At 37.8% G+C, this 17,657-nt stretch carries 14 protein-coding genes; all 14 read right to left on the reverse strand.

Annotation, left to right across the window (positions count from 1 at the left end; translation table 11 throughout):
- Nucleotides 1–184 precede the first annotated feature (184 nt).
- Complete coding sequence (locus tag JEM65_RS00560; RefSeq protein WP_199596596.1) at nt 185–2,524, reverse strand: GumC family protein; 2,340 nt, start codon at nt 2,522–2,524, stop codon at nt 185–187.
- Nucleotides 2,525–2,526: 2 nt separating this feature from the next.
- A complete protein-coding gene (locus tag JEM65_RS00565) occupies nt 2,527–3,288 on the reverse strand; it encodes a polysaccharide biosynthesis/export family protein (protein WP_199596597.1) in 762 nt (253 codons plus the stop codon).
- Nucleotides 3,289–3,370: 82 nt separating this feature from the next.
- Nucleotides 3,371–4,495, reverse strand: a complete 1,125-nt coding sequence (locus JEM65_RS00570) for an MraY family glycosyltransferase (RefSeq protein ID WP_199596598.1) — start codon at nt 4,493–4,495, stop codon at nt 3,371–3,373.
- A 200-nt stretch (nt 4,496–4,695) separates the two neighbouring features.
- Nucleotides 4,696–5,451, reverse strand: a complete 756-nt coding sequence (locus JEM65_RS00575) for a glycosyltransferase family 2 protein (protein ID WP_199596599.1) — start codon at nt 5,449–5,451, stop codon at nt 4,696–4,698.
- Nucleotides 5,452–6,000: a WcaF family extracellular polysaccharide biosynthesis acetyltransferase gene (locus tag JEM65_RS00580; protein WP_233530457.1), complete on the reverse strand. Its 549-nt coding sequence runs from the start codon at nt 5,998–6,000 to the stop codon at nt 5,452–5,454.
- A gap of 296 nt (nt 6,001–6,296) precedes the next feature.
- Nucleotides 6,297–7,244 carry a UDP-glucuronic acid decarboxylase family protein gene (locus tag JEM65_RS00585; protein WP_199596600.1) on the reverse strand — a complete coding sequence of 316 codons (948 nt, stop codon included), beginning with the start codon at nt 7,242–7,244 and terminating at the stop codon, nt 6,297–6,299.
- Between the two features lie 366 nt (nt 7,245–7,610).
- Nucleotides 7,611–8,747, reverse strand: a complete 1,137-nt coding sequence (locus JEM65_RS00590) for a glycosyltransferase family 4 protein (protein ID WP_199596601.1) — start codon at nt 8,745–8,747, stop codon at nt 7,611–7,613.
- Nucleotides 8,744–9,736, reverse strand: a complete 993-nt coding sequence (locus JEM65_RS00595; protein ID WP_199596602.1) for a glycosyltransferase family 4 protein — start codon at nt 9,734–9,736, stop codon at nt 8,744–8,746. Before JEM65_RS00595 ends, JEM65_RS00590 begins: the two co-directional genes overlap by 4 nt.
- Complete coding sequence (locus JEM65_RS00600; protein WP_199596603.1) at nt 9,733–11,004, reverse strand: hypothetical protein; 1,272 nt, start codon at nt 11,002–11,004, stop codon at nt 9,733–9,735. The genes JEM65_RS00595 and JEM65_RS00600 overlap by 4 nt, the downstream gene beginning before the upstream one ends.
- Nucleotides 11,005–11,448: 444 nt before the next feature.
- On the reverse strand, nt 11,449–12,636 hold the full coding sequence (locus JEM65_RS00605; RefSeq protein ID WP_199596604.1) for a glycosyltransferase family 4 protein: 1,188 nt from the start codon (nt 12,634–12,636) through the stop codon (nt 11,449–11,451).
- A gap of 21 nt (nt 12,637–12,657) precedes the next feature.
- Nucleotides 12,658–13,902 carry a hypothetical protein gene (locus JEM65_RS00610; protein WP_199596605.1) on the reverse strand — a complete coding sequence of 415 codons (1,245 nt, stop codon included), beginning with the start codon at nt 13,900–13,902 and terminating at the stop codon, nt 12,658–12,660.
- Between the two features lie 303 nt (nt 13,903–14,205).
- On the reverse strand, nt 14,206–15,414 hold the full coding sequence (locus JEM65_RS00615; RefSeq protein ID WP_199596606.1) for a hypothetical protein: 1,209 nt from the start codon (nt 15,412–15,414) through the stop codon (nt 14,206–14,208).
- Complete coding sequence (locus JEM65_RS00620) at nt 15,414–16,715, reverse strand: glycosyltransferase family 4 protein (protein WP_199596607.1); 1,302 nt, start codon at nt 16,713–16,715, stop codon at nt 15,414–15,416. The genes JEM65_RS00615 and JEM65_RS00620 overlap by 1 nt, the downstream gene beginning before the upstream one ends.
- Complete coding sequence (locus tag JEM65_RS00625; protein ID WP_199596608.1) at nt 16,716–17,636, reverse strand: glycosyltransferase family 2 protein; 921 nt, start codon at nt 17,634–17,636, stop codon at nt 16,716–16,718.
- Between the last annotated feature and the right edge of the window lie 21 nt (nt 17,637–17,657).

Consider the following 17,657-nt stretch of genomic DNA (forward strand, 5'->3'; position numbering starts at 1 on the left):
ATGAATGTTCAGCTATTTCTGAATCATTATTTTTTCAATATAGAGATTTTTATCACTGACATTCCAGGCGATACTTACTCGCAGGCTGTTTTTCATGGCTTTCAGTTTATGAATAACGTAAAAATAATCTTACCGTCGAAACACGCTATAATTAATATAAGCCATTAAGAATTTCTAATCGTTGTTAAGATTCATCACTCCCATAACCGTAGCCATATCCATAATTATAACTATACCCGTAAGATTTACTTGCTCCTACACCATTTACGATATACGCCATATTCTTTAATCGGCCCGAATCATTCAAGTCTTTAGAAAAATCCAGTAATGCCTTTTCCGTAACATCAGCCCTTACGATATACAAGGTGGCGTCCGCAAATTCAGAAATCAGTAATGTATCCGTAACCAATATGGTGGGTGCAGTATCCACAATGATATAATCGTATTCTTCCTTAGCTTCATTTAACAACAATTCGAATCGACCATTAGTGAGTAAATGTGCTGGATTAGGCGGAATACTTCCTGCCAACAAAATATCGTGATTGGTATGCAATGGAAAACCGTTTAAGAGTGCAGTCCGCCAATCAAGACTGGCATCATGTAAATAATTAGACAATCCTACCACATCTTTACTGGCGGCTGGTTGCGTGTAATTATGAACTTGTGGATTTCTTAAATCGGCGCCAATAAGCAATACTTTTTTGTTCAAACTAGAAAGGGCGAGCGACAAATTAAGTCCCACATAGGTTTTTCCCTCACCTTTGATAGTGGAGGTGATATATACGACTTTCCCTTTTGACTTGGATTCTGGCGGCAGGATATAATTAACGTTTGAACTTAAGATACGAAAAGCTTCCGCCTGTACCGTTCTCGCTGACGGATCTAAAAACAATTGATTAGCCCCTACAACTCTAGGGATCTCAGCCAGAATTGGAACCGAATCCACTCGTAACTGCACATCTTTTTTGCCCTTAATTTTAGTGTCCAGCAAATTTTTACCATAAATGACTCCAAAAGGAATGAGTAATCCAGCCATTAGCGCCATAAGATAGGTGTTTTTACTATTAGACGATAGTGGTACACCGCTTGAAGAGGCATATTCTACCACTTTAATGGAGGGTTCTGTAATGGCCAAGTTAATGGCCGCCTCTTCACGTTGTTGAAGCAGGTATAGGTATAAGGTTTCCTTAATCCCTTGTTGACGTTCAATAGACCGCAAAATTTTCTCTTTGTTGGGAATTGTTGAAACCTGAGCCGAAAATTTGTTATTTCTATTTATTAACTGATTTTTTGAGGCCTGTAGTTGTGCTTTGTAAGAATTTAAAGAGGCGTTGATATTAGCTTGTAATTCATTCAACTTTTCATTTAAGGTTTGTACCATAGGATTGTTTGTCCCACCACTGGTCAATAAATGATCGCGTTCAAAGACCAGGCTGTTGAAAGAACCGACTAAATTATTAATACTTCCACTTGCAATCCCTAAATTAACAGGCAATAACTCTGAACCTCTGTTATTGACATTTAGGGATTCAGCCAACATATTCGAGAGTAAAATTTGAGTTTCAATGTCAAAAACGGCTTGCTCAGCTGCTGTCCGCTGCGACATTCCTAACTGGGCATCGGATTCAATATCAAAGAAATTATTATTCTGCTTATAGTCGCGCTTATGGCCTTCTATAGAATCTAACTCCCCCGCCAATAGTGCAAAGCGGTCATCAATAAAATTAATCGTTCTCTTTGATACTTCCTGTCGATCAATAATTCCGTCCATATTAAAAACAGACATCACTTCATTCAATATTAATTCTGATTTGGCCATATTTTGACCATTCAAGCTCAACACCAAAAGATCACTCGATTTTCCCAAAACATAAATGTCCAACCGGTTTTTTACATCACTTGCCGCCCAGCTTACTGGGATGAGTTTAAATAAAAATGTTTTACCAACGTTTTCTTTAATGGTCTGCAGACTTTGGGCTTCCAATTCAAACGGCAATTGATGGGACACCCCATAAGAGCTATAATTTGGGAAGATAATGGGTTGCTCTGAATTGCCTTGAAAAACTTCAAAACCGGTATTTTTGACTAGTATTTTAAAGGTCTGACCATACGTAATACTGTCATTGGCAATTGTTTTGGTCAATTGAAATGGGAAGTCGTTAATTTCAGTTGTTCGGACTGTGCCCTCTTCATAAAACCTCATGGTGAGATCGAGATTGCGAGCCACGCGCTCACTAATCCTCGAAGATTTCAATACTTGTATTTCATTTTCCAAATTGATGGAAGCGTTACCAAAGCCAAAAGAAGCCAATTCCAACCCTTTATCCTCCTTTAAAATTTGAAGTTTAGCAGTTGTGTTGTAAATATGTGTGGTATAGCGTAATTTCAGAAAGGCGATACTGAGCGCAATAACAGTCCCCAATACAAACCAGATCCAATATCTCAAATATTTTTTGACTTCGTGCTTGATCCGTTCTCCCTGATCAGGTTTTCCAGTAATATGGGTGTTTTTTTGTGGATCCATTATTATCTCGTTATTAAAATCACAGTACTTAACACAATAGAAATGACTGAAAATAATGAACCTAAATTCCCAATATAACCAGCACTCTTTACAGTCGGACCATTAGGATTGACAATAATCACATCATTGGGTTTTATAAAGTAATAGGGACTGGTCAGAAGATCCGCTGAAGTAACATCAATAGTTGTGGTTTTATACACACCATCCGTTTCTCGAATCACTAAAATATCTTCCCGCCTGCCATTAATGGTCAAATCGCCGGCCATGCCCAAAGCCTGCAAGAGGGTAATGCTTTCCTCTGTAAAACTATAAGTTCCGGGTCCTCCTACTTCACCTAATACAGTTACCTTAGGATTCAGTAACCTCACATTTACCGTAGGATTTTTAAGATGACCCCCATTTTCTAAAAGCAACGTTATCTCTTCTTCCATTTGACGTGTCGTCTTATTTGCTGTGGAAAGTGTCCCTAACTGAGGAAAACTTATGGTATGCTGCTCAGAAACCAAATAGCCGTCAAGCTTCATTAAGTCAGAACTACCCCCCCCAGAACCACCAGAAGTGACTCTGTTATAAGGCTTGGCGGTTTCCTCAAGGAGTGCACCTACCGTGATTTTCAAAATATCGTTTGGTTGCAGAATGGGCTTTACATAGGAGATAGGCGTATTGTTATATTGAGCAGCGTCTTGAAAATAAAGAATTTCTTTCTTGGTAGCACATGAATTTAGAAAAAACAATGCCAACACTAGCAATAAGGGGTATTTCATTAAAGTTGTCTTGAGAGGATTAAACATCACGCGTTATACTTCTGAAGTGCAAAAATAAGGCGTTTTTTATAAAGTTATCGATTCAACGTGTATGTTCTGCGATTTTAGACTTGGATTTTTGAGTTAACATCCAATGGTATATAAAAACAGCAGAATACAATATGGTCCCGATAGAAAGCAAAAGAACAAATTGCAAATGAATTTCAAAGTCCTTAAACAAAAGCGCCAATACAAACAATATCATATTTATAATAACGACCCATGCAGTAATTTGTTTGTGTGAATAGCCCAATTTAAGCAAATTGTGGTGTAAATGGTTCTGGTCCGCGGCAAAAGGGCTCTTCTTATGGATAACGACACGGATAAAGAAAATACGCAGTGTATCCAAAAGCGGGAAAAACACAATAGAAAGCGCTAACACGGGTGCTGAATTATAAAAAACTGAAGTTTGGTAGGTTTGTGCTTCGCTAATAAAGCGTACAACAAAAAAGGAAAGTAAAAAACCAATAATCATGGATCCCGTGTCTCCCATAAAGATCTTTCGTTTTTTAGCGAAGTTTAATTTTAAAAAGGGGATTAAAGAACCTATGGTGGCTACTGATATGGTGGCCAGGCTTACCTCTTCAGTAATGAGAAAAACATAGGTAAACGCAACACAGGCAAACAACGCCAAACTTCCAGCCAAACCATCTATCCCATCGATAAGATTATAAGCATTAATGATGAGTATATAGACAAATAATGTAAAAATTACGGACACCCAATACGGCATGGTCGTAATCCCGAATATTCCGGAAAACCCTATGATGCGTGTGTCGGTAAAAATTATCAACACTAAGGCTGCCATAAGTTGTCCCAAAAACTTTTTTCTAGGTGATAGTACCAGCAAATCATCCTTAAGCCCTAAAAAAAACAAGATGGTCATTCCTCCCAACAGCAACAGTAGCACTTTTGTATCTAAAAAACCACCCATAGTGGTAATAACCACAACTAAGCTCATAAAGATTGCAATACCGCCTAGTGTAGGTGTCCTTTTAGAGTGTGCACTCCTTGAGCCGGGCTCATCCATGAGCTGCTTCTTCACAGATATCATAAAAATAGCGGGAAATGTGTTTAACGAGACAAAAAGTGCAATTGCAAATGCCGCAAATAACCAAATGACTAAATAATCAAAAGGATTAAAATAAGCGAGAAGTTCTTGAATCATAACAACATAGGTTTAAAATCTTTGGGCTAATATATACCCGTAAATTTTGGCAAAGATACATTTAAAGAGTTAATCATCACAAGAAATCATTCAATAAACAAACCTATCTTGCGTTTTGATGCAGTATTGCACACAAAAATAGCACAGTGGTTCAGAACCTATTAACTCGAATGCAAAAAACATTTGATTAACCTAACGCCTTATTTAACAAGCCATTGTGGAATTTTGGATAGGTTTTTTTGAAGAATTACCAAAACAGGGAAGTTGATTTTATTGGTTTTAGCCGCCTTGTAATCTTCTTTCGTTTTGTGTACAAGGTTGGTCAGGCTTCTATTACTGGCACCTCCAACTCGCATTTTCATAATCGTGTGAGGAAGGTATTTGAAGCTGTATTGGTCGTGTTTGAATATGCGCAGAATAAAATCATAATCTGCTGCAATTGTATAGTTTAAATTAAATTGTCCATGGGTATCATAAACTTTTTTTGTTAAAAACAGGGTAGGATGTGCAGGCATCCAACCCCGCTTTAGAAGTTTTGGCGCAAAAGGCTGACTGGTCCAATTGCGCACAATTTTTTCAGGATCATCAAATTGAACATAATGGAGGTTTCCATACACACCATCAATGGCCGCCTCGTTAAAGGCTGTCGCTATTGTTGCTATCACAGCAGGATCTGCAAGAAAGTCATCAGAATGGACAAAACCAATGACATCTCCTGTGGCTTTAGAAATCCCCTTATTTAAAGCATCGTAAATGCCCTTGTCCGGTTCAGAACTATAGATGATGTTAGGATGGTTATCTGATTTTAATTTGATAAGATTGAGCGTTTCATCGGTTGACCCCCCATCAACAATGATATATTCTATATTGCTATACGTTTGTTGCAGAACGGAATCCATACAAAGCTCCAAGGTTTTGGCACTATTATAGGTGGCTGTTATTATAGAGATCTTCATCTATTCTTTTAATATACGTTCTTTAATCTTAGTTGCAGGATTACCCCGATAAATGCCATAGGCCTGTAAACTGACGGTGGCCACAGATCCCAATGCCAATACGGCATGACTTTCTAATACAACGCCAGGGCCCACAATACTTTTGGCGCCTACCCAACTGCCCTCTCTAAGAACAATAGGAGCGACCATTAGATTAAAACCTGTCTTTTTATAATTATGGTTGCCGCAAATCAATAGGGCGCCTTGAGACACACACACATGATCTTCTATAGTAACCTGATCCAAATTATCAATCCAAACCTCTTCACCAATCCAACAATGATCGCCTATACTCAATTTCCAAGGATACTTTATGTTGACACCCGGCTTAATAACGACCCCTGTTCCTATTTTAGCCCCAAATGATTTTAAACAAAAAATCTTGAGTGCAGAAGAGGGGTTAAGATAAGACTTCAAAAACAAGGCATTAACAAAATACCATAACAGGCGTTTTGCTGTTGATCCTGGTTGATACCAACTATTATCGTATGATGACAAATTGACTTTCAAAATTATAGTTATAAGTAGTGTATGACCTGTTTATGTTTATATTCTCTTTGGAATTCGGGATTGAGGGTTGAGGGTTGAGGTTTGAGGTATGAGGTATGAGGTATGAGGTATGAGGTATGAGGGAAAGTTCTATACAAAACTAAACATAAAGAGACTTCCATCTCCTTTTCTCATGCCATCCCCTCCTAAAGCCATTCTCTTCTCTCTTTTCTCTTCTCTCTATTCTCTATTCTCTACCCGCCCGAACGTTCCTTTTTGGTACGGGCAGGTTCTCTATTCTCTATACAACTATAATCCTATTTATTGTCCTGCAACAACGTGTCGAAATAACCAATTGTTTTTATCAAACCTTCCTCCAGCTGCACTTTGGGCTCCCACCCATTTAGCTCTTTTTTCGCCAAGTCGATGATAGGTTTGCGTTGTAATGGATCATCCTGTGGTAAAGGAAGATGGATCAATTTTGATTTAGAATTGGTCAGTTTAATAATTTTTTCCGCCAGTTCCAGCATGGTGAATTCCGTAGGATTCCCAATATTTACAGGCCCCACAAAACCGTCTCTGCTGTTCATCATTCTAATGGTACCCTCTACCAGATCATCTACGTATTGGAAACTCCGAGTTTGCGTGCCCTCTCCAAATATAGTAATATCTTCGCCTTTTAAGGCTTGTACAATAAAATTTGAAACCACACGTCCATCATTCGGATTCATATTAGGGCCGTAGGTATTGAAAATTCTAATGATTTTAATCTTTACTTCGTTTTGAATATGGTAATCCATAAATAAGGTTTCAGCACAGCGTTTGCCTTCATCGTAGCAAGAGCGCAAACCAATAGGGTTTACATTTCCCCAATAGGTTTCCGGTTGTGGATGTACTGCAGGATCGCCATAAACCTCACTTGTAGAAGCTTGTAATATTTTAGCATCGACGCGTTTTGCCAACCCTAACATATTGATGGCGCCCATTACTGAGGTTTTGATCGTTTTTATGGGATTGTATTGGTAATGTACAGGAGACGCTGGACAAGCCATGTTGTAAATCTCATCTACTTCAATCATATAAGGGTTGATGACATCGTGACGCACCAATTCAAAGTATTTGTTATCCATTAAATGCTCGATGTTCTTTTTTGAACCCGTAAAGTAGTTATCTAAACAGATGACTTCATTACCTTCATTTAATAGGCGTTCACATAAGTGGGAGCCAACAAATCCGGCACCTCCAGTGATTAATATTCGTTTCATGTGTGTTTTATTTAGTTTTATAATTGTTTTCGTTGTTATCCGATAAAGAATCAAGACCCTGCCTAAAATACGGCAGGCAGGCGCTGCGCTTTTAGTCCCGATTGCTATCGGGAAAGAATAAAGACTTGCTTGTAACTAACTGATAGAGAACCAACATTGAAATTAAAATCACCCAATTATTCTCGGTGGCAATAGGTTCGAAAAAGCAAGGTCTCATTTTGAAAATCTCGTAATGTCTATTGCTTTAAAATGGGTTTGTTAATTTACTTTGTATTTTTATCGAACACTAATGAATTATTTTATGCCGTTCGCTATTCCTCATTTCTTTGATTACAACGCTTTAGCATATTTAAGGTTTCAATTAATTTAAGCGTCCAAAAATAAGGCTTTATTTTGTTCTAATACTTTTGGATTTTCAATAAATGTTTTAGCATACATAAATGCCGCTTCAGACCAATTTTTATAATCGGTATCACTCATGTGCACTGCCGCTTGAAATGCAGTAATAAGTGCGTCCTCATTTTTTAAACTAAAATCCCAACCTACCTTAGCTGCGGTTAATCCGCGCCACGGCGTCTGATCTGAAATCAAAACGGGCAAACCTACAGAGAGCGCCTCTAAAATAGCATGTCCAAAATTTTCGCCTTCTGAGAGCAGAACAAAAAAGTCATATTTAGAAAGTGTTGCAGGAACTTGCTCACTATCAATAATCCCTTTGTAATTCACTTCAATATGTGCGGGCAATTTTAATATTGCACTCTGGCATTTTGCCCAATAGGCTTCATCATAAATTGGCCCATATAAATCCAGAACAGCAGGCTCTGTGATATGATAAAAAGCTTTGAGCATCGTAAGTGTGCCCTTTTCTACGGACACTCTGGCCAGATTCACAAAGCGTACTGGATGTTGCTTAAACGCTTGAGTTTTGTTTGAATTGTCAATTTTCCTTGGCAAGTTGGGTGCTACAGAAACTAGTTTATGCGTACCAATTAAACTTTTTATATAGTTAGCTTCTTCTGTATTGGTAGCGTGAAAACGAACCTTTTTGTAAAAATTAAAAAGATTGGCAAATTTGATAAAGCCTTTCTTTTTAAAACCCTTTACGGAAAACGCTTGTGGATTTAACATCCCCCTTGCCGAAACAATAACATCTTTATTCTTTATCAATAATATAGGCAATATGGAAAAGTACCAACTATAAATACCATTAATATAAGCAACATCAAATTGAGTCGTATCAAAGAGGTGTTTTAAATTAGACTTTGTGAGATAATCCGCAGAACAATAAAAGACTTTGGTATACGCGTTAAAAATGGTCCATACATTGGGGCTTATGTCTTTATATGGCTCAGTGGATCCAAAATCAGTATTCCGTGTTACAATTAAAAATTCAAAACCTTCATCAAGATGGGCTATTAAATTGGCATAAGAGCGTACAGGTCCACCCGAATTTGTTCCAGGAAGAAACCAATCAATCGTAATGAGTATTTTTTTAGCCATCATGTATTTGAAATTTCATTATACACCTTTAGATAGTCTTGAGCAATTGTTGAGGCTTGAAAACGTTGAATATTTAAAGAGCCTTTTGATATTAAATCCTCACGGTAGTGGTCATTGTTGATCAATCTTAGAATACCCTCCCTAATCGAATCGACTTTATAGGGATCTACGAGACAAGCAGATTCGCGAGCCACCTCTTTCATTGCTCCCAAATTTGAGGTTAGAACAGGGCGACCTACCGCCTGTGCTTCAATGATGGGCATCCCAAAACCTTCATAAGTGGATGCAAAACAAACCATATCGCAGCATCTGTAATGGTGCTGTAACGCTTCAAAAGAAATGTCATACTCATTAACATAATTAATATTCAATTGTTTCAATAAGGTCAACTGTTCTTCCAAAAGCTTTCCAATAATAACTACTGTACAGCTAATGTCCTCCAATGCCCGTAAAGTTCGTTCTAAATTTTTATTTGATTTGGTACCAATTAATAACAGCGTTGGTTTAATTTTATTAAATGTATACGCAACATGTTGGAAACTCGGATTTACTGGATTGTAGACCACTCTAATTTTTTTCTTTGCAAATGGAATCACCTCTGACAACTCGTTTTTTGTAAATTCTGAAATTACCGTGATGCGAGAGACACAAATAGCAGGCAACCAAAACCAGAACAATTTTAGATATAAACGCTTGACAACAGATGTTTTTAAGATGGACTGCACATCGTGTATGGTCAACACGGTTTTCCTTCCCGTTCGTAATGCCATATAGTGTACATCTCCAGTGATGTGATAAATATGATATGCCTTTTTTTGGAAATTTGCAAGATTCTTCCATAGGGTACTTAGACCGCCCCCCGCATAAGACATCATAATGGCATCGGTTTGAACATCTTCTTTTAAATGTCTTGCTATCACCCCAAACAAGGCTTCAATACTCTTGTATTTTGGGTCTGGTTTTCTAAAAATATAGCTAATCCTATTTTTCATTTCTCAAAACGCCAGTTCAAATTGTTCTTAACAAACCATAAAAAGAAAAAGATCACGATCATGGATTTAATTAAATGGTTTAATACCACCAAAAGCTCTGTCTCCGCTTTAATGACCTGAAGGAATATAAGCGGTATAAAAGCAATAAAAACAATATTAACGGTAATTTTTTTAAATAAGAACCTCCAGATACCACCCAAAAACAAGCCCCAAATACCCATAAATAGGATGCCGCCTGCAACAGCATAGTTACCATAAGCCTCCCCCACAATACTGATACCCATAGAGGTGCCATCTCCAATATAAAGACCCGTAAATTGCCGAAAATTCTCTCGTCCTCCAGCTTCAGCTTTATTAGGATTAAGGAATCGAGGTAAAATGGAAGAAAATACAGCATTTTTAATGGTAGCACCGTCAAAATAAGGTTGGTTATTAGGGATATGATCTATGATGGCGCTGATGATCCAGCCCTGATTGAGCCTCACATTTGTATCGATATCGGCGTCAAGAGTAGGGTTTGCTGTTTCATCTACTAACAAAGAATCGAACATCAACCCTACGAACAACTCTATTTTATTACCGGAGTAATTATTCCAAATTTGCGTACGATAGGCGGCTTTTATGGTTTGCAGTGTTGAGGCGGCAATAACACCTACCACAATGGTGAGCAGAATTTTAGAGAAGCTGGGTTTATATTTTAAAGCATAAAACATATAAAAAAACACCGTCCATATGATAAAATCGTGGAATAATGCCTTTGATAAAGCAATAACTAATAAGTAAAGAATAGCACCATAAAAAATTTTCTTGAGCTTTTTGTTTTCAGAATAGAATAAAATAATAGCCCCTACAAATTTAAAATTTGCCAAAATAAATGCAAAGAAACCAAGCGCGCCCGGTAAAAAACCTCCAAACAAATCAAAAACAACACCAATTATAAAAATCGTCAGTCCATAATGACTGTAAAATTTTAACCGTTCGATATCTAAATGGAACTTAGTGGTTTCTTTAATCATCCATAACACCGCAATCGAGAACAGGAGATAAGCAGGCACCACAAATGACATATATACAGGTTGCTCTACATACATGTAGTATTTATAGTGTAAGCCAGGTGACGCATATTCAATGATTGGTCCAATGATCCATTGCAGACCGGCTATCAATAACATTAGCTCAAGTACTGGCAATCCTTTACCCAAACGCTTGATAAACGTATAGGCAATAAAGATTACAAATGCAATACCAATAATTGTCCAAATCCCCATTAAAATCTCATGTCGTTATCTAGTTACAGTGGTGTCTCATGGAAGCTTGTACAAGTTCTAATAAGAGCTGTTTTAGCACGTTTCGTGCTTAATTTAAATTTTATAGTTTGCTTCTTTATCCAAATTCTAAAATCAGTATTGTCCGCTAAAGAATTAAGACCGCTGCGCTCATAGAATCTAGAGCAGAGATTTAAGTTTAACTAACTGATAAACATTATATAAAGGTGACGCGTTGACAGCTCTACCTCCATAAAACCATTTTAAAAAAAGATAAATTTAACTTTAAAAAAGTTGTGAAATCCCTTATAAAACTATGGTTTAGTGTATAAAGAAAACATTTTAATTGGGCATTAATGAATTTTAATAAAAATTCTCTCAGAGAACATTCTTTTAGTTACTGTTAAATCTTAATTCTGGGTACAAAAAGCACAGGATTCTGACGTTTTACTGCACTTCCTTAATTTGGCTTCCCCCTATTGTAGATTCTACCGCCATTACGATGCGCTCTAATGTAAACTTATTGGAATGTTCCTTGGCGTTCAAACCCATCACCTTTAAAGTTTCGGATGATAATGTTTCTAGTATCTCTACTAACGCTGACACTTGATCATGTTGAAAGCAATAGCTATTGACATCTTGAAGGACCATATCTTTTACTCCCCCCACCTTATCCGTAGCGATTACAGGTCTTGAAGACGCCATAGCTTCATTCATGGCCAACCCCCAAGTTTCTCCTGGTCCTTGGGACGGCAAACAGAAAACAGACCCTAAGCGATACACCAATGGCATCATCGTTTGATTTTGAAATGGTAACATCCAAATATTGTCTTGCCTCTTTGCTTTTTCTTTAATAACCTGATCCATCGGACCACTCCCTATCATGACTAGTGCAATAGGCTGTTGCCTATTTTTATTTGCTGCTATAATAGCGTCTATCAACACATCAGGTTGCTTCTTTTTCTCAAATTTACCTGCAAATATGACCGTGGTTTGCTGTTCTGGAATGCCTAGTTCTCTTTTCCATTGTAATGCACGGTGTTCATAATTACGGGCATCAGTATCTTCAAAGTGAGCGTTATTGACCGCATGCGGTGCATATACCAATTGATGTTCCTTTAAACCATGTTTTAAAAAATACGCTTTATTGGCTTGGCCCACATAGAATGCTTTGTCCACATAGCGATAGACGGTTTTAAGGATCAAACGTCTTAAACTGGTTTTAATACCTCCAGTTTCATCCAATAAGGTGGAGTCGCCCCTAAACCAAACGGGAATTTTACCGTGAAAGTAACGCATGGCTTTGAAGTGGCTCTTAAAACTCCATCCAAAACACAAAAGGGCGTCGGGAGTAAATGCTTTTACCTGTGTAATCAAAGCGGGATTATCTATCCCGAAAAAGTGATGTGATCCAGGTTTCTTTGAGACATTTTCCACAAATTCGTAGTCATACCCCTCCAATAGCGGGATGTCCCATTTAATGTCCTGTCCAAAGGTTTTATCTTTAACTGTATCAGCTGCTTGAGACCAAGTGTAAAATACTTTTAACTCTACATTCCCACGTGTGGCCATTAGTTTAAACCACGGCGCATTGTACTGGATGGGATGTGTACTGATGATGGCTAATTTTTTCATGCTCCTAAATGAACTGTCATTTTAAGATGAGACTACGGCATCCATTGCTTCAGCCAAAACCTTGGCCGATTGTTTGGAAGTGTAGGCATCAAGAGGTTTTATATTGAGACTCCAAGTCACTTCTTTTTGAATAGAAATGAGAATTGGTTTCAATTGTTCTATGATATACGTTTTCGTATTCCCTTCATGATAAGGAATTAAAAAACTACCCGCATTACATTCATTAATAACTTGTATTGCCGAACTTTCGGCATGTAACATAGCCATCAAAGGTCTTTTACTCAACAGGCACTGAAAGGTTTTGGAGGCTGTATAATGTTTCTCTGTACTTCCAAAAAGCATGACGCGATCTGCTTTAGACAGGAAATTGAGAATGTGTAAAAACGGAAATCGTTCTCTATGTTCTACAACAATATCTTCAAGCCCATGATCCTTAGCGTAGGCAGTAATTCGTTTTGCTGGATAGGGTCCTGTACCTACAAAGTAGAGCCTGATGGACTCATCCCATTTCCCTTCTGCCTTTAACGCCGCCACCGTTTCAAAAAACGACGCCACAAACAAATGTGAATTGGGCAAAAATGCACCGGCATAAAGCCACGGTTTACAATTGGGCTGGTCATCCCAAGGCAATTTCAAACCTTCCAGTTCAATGTCATGGTCCTTAGGGTCAAAACCATAGGGCATACCCGCATGCACCGGAGGTGTTTTAAAGTTTCGATCAATAACCGGTTGGTAATAAGGCGTAGAGACCCCCGTAATTAACGCCGCTTTTTTAACCGCATAAGGCTCTAAGGTTCGCGCCACCGCTTGGCTAAGTTTAGCTCTCAAATCACTTTGGTTGGTAATATCCCTTACCCAAGGATCAATATAATCAATTCCGTACGGGATGCCGGTTTTATCATGAATAATTCTGCCTAAAAGTGCCGTGTAAAATGACGGGATAGGAATCCAAATAAAATCAATGTTTCGCTCCTTACACAAACGCAAAGCTTCCTTTTTTAAAAATGGAAACGCCCGTAGACCGATGTCGCCTATGAGTCGCGGCTTGGTTACCTTATACGCTTTTGTGTACACCACCTCTATAGTATCAGAAACCGTTTTTTCCATCAACAGATCAGGGGCTTCCTCGTAATAAGCAGCGTCTACAGTAAGCAATAATGGCTGCCAACCAAATTGCTGCAGATAATTGCCAATTAATCGTGGACGCTGAACCCCTGCCAAGTTTGCCGGCACCCAATGCGGATAGATGATTAATACGGTTTTCATGTGTTTATTGTTATTATTATTTTAGAAGGGGCAGCTATTGCTGCCCTATAAAACTAACCTAGGAAAAAATATAATTGTATCTCCATTTTTTATCATACTAGTAAAAAATCCGCGAACACCTCCCTAATCAGCTGGAAACAAAAATTGGCGTTTGGAAAAATTATCCCGCAGACCCCTCAGATTTACGCTGTACAAAAACAAATATTTGTTGTTTTTTTGATGACATATACATGTTAGTATAATGAATCAATTTATAGCATTACGATGTCTTCCGGACAATCAAAAAATTTTTTAATCGAAGGTTTACGATATTAATTGCTTTAATTTGAGTTGTTCATTCTCCCAAGAAAAGGCTTTCGCTTTTTGCCATCTCTCAATTTTTGTAGTGGTATTTAGTAGGTTGCTGTCTAAATTTTGTAGGGTATTTTCTAATGAAGTTGTCATAATCACCCCCGCATTGTAATCTAAGGATTTTAAAAATTCGGTTTGTCCAAAGGTATTCGTTGCTAAGATATATAGTCCTGCCTGGGCGTAAGCCAAAAATTTATTAGTCAAACAAATATTACGATTATGGTCAGCTCCCACATCTTCAAGTGCAAGTCCAACGTCCATACCACTTAATAAGTCGTGTAAATATTCCTGCTTCATAATATCGTGCAGCTTTACATTTTCACTTAAATCAACCATACTCAGAAAGTCTTGATTGCGATTGCCAATAAGATGGAATTCTATGTGATCTAATCTTCTTGCGGCCTGAAACACTTGTTCGAGTCCGCGATTGGGACCGATATGTTGGGAAAACCAAACGCATTTCAACGGTTTTAATGATGTCGCTTTTGGTTCCACAAAGTCCTCAACCTTAAAGGCATTGATGATGGTCAATTGTTTTGTTTGGCTGCCCACTTTAAAATGCTTTTCACACTCCAATTGGATGCCTTTAGAGGCATAAGTGATGCTTTCTGCTCTTAAAAAACTATGTGCCATCAGCTGCATCCTGTTTTGCTTCTCGAGCGTTTTATTGAAATAGAGGGCTTCCCCTGGATAATAGTCCTCTATATCTAGTTGTAAGACCGTGTCCTTTTTATCTGCAACTTTTACGGCAGGATAAAAAGCACCGAGATTGTGTGCAATCACACGAGAAAACTTTGTTTTTTTCTGTAATACCTTTGCCCTGAGCCACAATTGCAAGGCTTTATCGCTGTTGGCAAATGCACAGACGTTAAAGTGTTTAGGAAACCTACTGTTCACACTAATGGCAGCTTTATGAATAAACTTGCAGAAAATGGTTTCAATAAAGGCTGTCTTTCTGTCTATCTCGATAAATTTAACTTCGGGGTTATTCGATTTAATAGTTTCGGAAAGTTCCAAACTCCAATCTTGATGCTTAAAACACAGCACATGACAAGAGAAGTCGTGTTTAAGCGCTTCAAACTCCTTGACTAATCTTGGGTTTGAGGCTAAACTTGAAGTTGTTATAAAAAGAAGTTGTGTCTGCTTCAAAATATTATTCATTAAGTGCTAACGCGTTTTAAAATTTCATGCTCTATAAGGGCTGCAACATGCGTCATAGTTGCTGGCATTTGAATGTTCTCCCCTAGTTTGCTTATAAGTTCCGGCTTGTCTGAGATTTTATTCAATTGCAGCAATAGATCTTGCCAATCGCCATTTTTAAACAGCAACCCATTGACATTAGGGTCAATCATATCTTTCATGGCCACAAAATCCGACGCAATAACCGGAATTCTTCTGGTGGCTGCCTCTAACATGACTAGCGGAGCGACTTCCGAGATTGACGGTAAAATCAAAACATCCATTGCGTCTAAATAGGACGCTACTTGAGACTGCGAAAAACCCTCGTTCCAAATGATTGAGCTGTCTTGATCTGCCCAAGTTTTATAAGTTTTAAAATAGTCATTTTCATCCCTTGAAGGATTGGTTATAATATGCAATTTGTGTGTCTTCGTTTTTAAATTTTCCCAAGCCTGTTTTAAAAAATGGAAGCCTTTGACTGGATGCATTCTACCAATAAAAATAAAATTAATACCTGAAGGATTCAAGGATTGCTGATGATTCAAATCTTCAAAAAAAACCGGACTAATCCCCTGTGGAATAAGAATACTGTCAGTAATACCATTGGCACGAAAAGCATTTTGAACCCAAGGCGCGATTGCAAAGATCACATCAGCATATGTTGAAATGCGTTGTAGCTCTTCTGAACGATGCTTTGCTTGATGCCAAGAAGGCACCATGGCTTTTTGTAGAAATTTCATTTTAATGGCCACACTCAAGCCAGAACCCAAGGCTTTTGAAACCGTATAATTATAACCTTTGCTGTGCAACAAACAGCTCATACATCTGGATGGTATGACACGTCCGTCACAATTGGTTTGCTCAAAAAGACGCATATTGCCTTTGATGCAAAAGAGATTGGCTAAATGAGGGGTAAATGCAGTTATATAGCCCAATTCTTTTGTTCTTTTGAGATGGAGCCCATTGATAGCTCTACCAAACGAATGAAAATGCACCACATCTGGTTTTAGTTCTTCTACCCGATCAATAAAATCCTCTATTCCCCTAGGTGGCATGAGTCCGTTTAACTCCCGTGAATTTGGCTTTTCTGGAATTGGAAAGGTGTAAACGGGTATACCCTCGTAGCTGTAATCCTTTTGTTGGTTAATTGTGGCAATTAAAACGCCAACACGCCAACCTTTGTTTTTAAAATAGCGACACAGGTTGAGCACATATATTTCTGTTCCTGCGCGATGATCGGGCAAGAAGGATTCTAAGACAAAAAGGATGGCTTGTTGTTTCATTTAAAAAACGTAACAACTGATAAAAAACATAACCATAGCAGGATTATGCTTTATGGTAGGTAATAAACACCTCAAAAAATATATTTTTGGATACTTCGTCAGTTTTAAGATCCGGAGAAATTCAGTCAGCGGTGTTTTGGGCAATAATTTTAACAAGCGCCTACCCATTAAAATATCGTTATTTTTAAGAATGGTCAATTTTAATGTGTTATTTAGTGATGATTTTTCAACCGTTTGTTTATTGATCAAATAGTTAAATATAATGTACTCATTATTTTTACTACTGTTTACAATTTCCTGCCCAGCATGCTCACGCCACCAAAATAAATCCCTGTGAAATAAAACAATCGGTTTATGAAGAGCGGCACGCATATTAAAATCATAATCTGAAGCCACTTTAAATTCAGGATTAAACCCACCTATGGCTTCAAAATAGGCTCTATTGTATATACAACCACTTGGGCCTATAAACAGAATACCCTTTTTAAAAAAATGTGTGTAGAATGTTTTTTCGTTTCTAAGACAAATCGGAAAGGGCTCATGGTTATCATAACTGTTATAAGTTAAGCCTATCCCAGCTTCAGGATAAGCTTCCATTGCTGTCACCATGCCTTCTAAACCATACGGATAAATAAGATCATCGGAATCGAGATATTTAATATATTTCCCTTTGGCCAAAGATGCCGCCTTATTTCTATTAGGATAATCGCCTAAATTTTTTTCATTTTTAAAAAACCTGATCCGCTTATCATGGAGATACTTCTCCACTAAATCAGGGGTGTTATCAGTAGAACAATCATCCACAATTATGAGTTCCCAATTAGTGTAGGTAGATTTGAGAACACTCGCAATGGAGGCCTCAACATATTCCGCCCTATTATAGGTGGTCATTAAAACACTTAGTAAAGGTTCTGTTTTCATACTAATTTCCTAAAATAAGAG

The sequence above is a fragment of the Gelidibacter salicanalis genome (genome assembly GCF_016469035.1).
GTDB classification, from domain to species: Bacteria; Bacteroidota; Bacteroidia; order Flavobacteriales; family Flavobacteriaceae; genus Gelidibacter; species Gelidibacter salicanalis_A.

Coding starts and splice junctions, on each gene's coding strand:
- JEM65_RS00560 (WP_199596596.1), bottom strand. CDS start 2,524: ATGGATCCACAAAAAAACACCCATATTACTGGAAAACCTGATCAGGGA.
- JEM65_RS00565 (WP_199596597.1), bottom strand. CDS start 3,288: ATGAAATACCCCTTATTGCTAGTGTTGGCATTGTTTTTTCTAAATTCA.
- JEM65_RS00570 (WP_199596598.1), bottom strand. CDS start 4,495: ATGATTCAAGAACTTCTCGCTTATTTTAATCCTTTTGATTATTTAGTC.
- JEM65_RS00575 (WP_199596599.1), bottom strand. CDS start 5,451: ATGAAGATCTCTATAATAACAGCCACCTATAATAGTGCCAAAACCTTG.
- JEM65_RS00585 (WP_199596600.1), bottom strand. CDS start 7,244: ATGAAACGAATATTAATCACTGGAGGTGCCGGATTTGTTGGCTCCCAC.
- JEM65_RS00590 (WP_199596601.1), bottom strand. CDS start 8,747: ATGATGGCTAAAAAAATACTCATTACGATTGATTGGTTTCTTCCTGGA.
- JEM65_RS00595 (WP_199596602.1), bottom strand. CDS start 9,736: ATGAAAAATAGGATTAGCTATATTTTTAGAAAACCAGACCCAAAATAC.
- JEM65_RS00600 (WP_199596603.1), bottom strand. CDS start 11,004: ATGGGGATTTGGACAATTATTGGTATTGCATTTGTAATCTTTATTGCC.
- JEM65_RS00605 (WP_199596604.1), bottom strand. CDS start 12,636: ATGAAAAAATTAGCCATCATCAGTACACATCCCATCCAGTACAATGCG.
- JEM65_RS00610 (WP_199596605.1), bottom strand. CDS start 13,902: ATGAAAACCGTATTAATCATCTATCCGCATTGGGTGCCGGCAAACTTG.
- JEM65_RS00615 (WP_199596606.1), bottom strand. CDS start 15,414: ATGAATAATATTTTGAAGCAGACACAACTTCTTTTTATAACAACTTCA.
- JEM65_RS00620 (WP_199596607.1), bottom strand. CDS start 16,715: ATGAAACAACAAGCCATCCTTTTTGTCTTAGAATCCTTCTTGCCCGAT.
- JEM65_RS00625 (WP_199596608.1), bottom strand. CDS start 17,636: ATGAAAACAGAACCTTTACTAAGTGTTTTAATGACCACCTATAATAGG.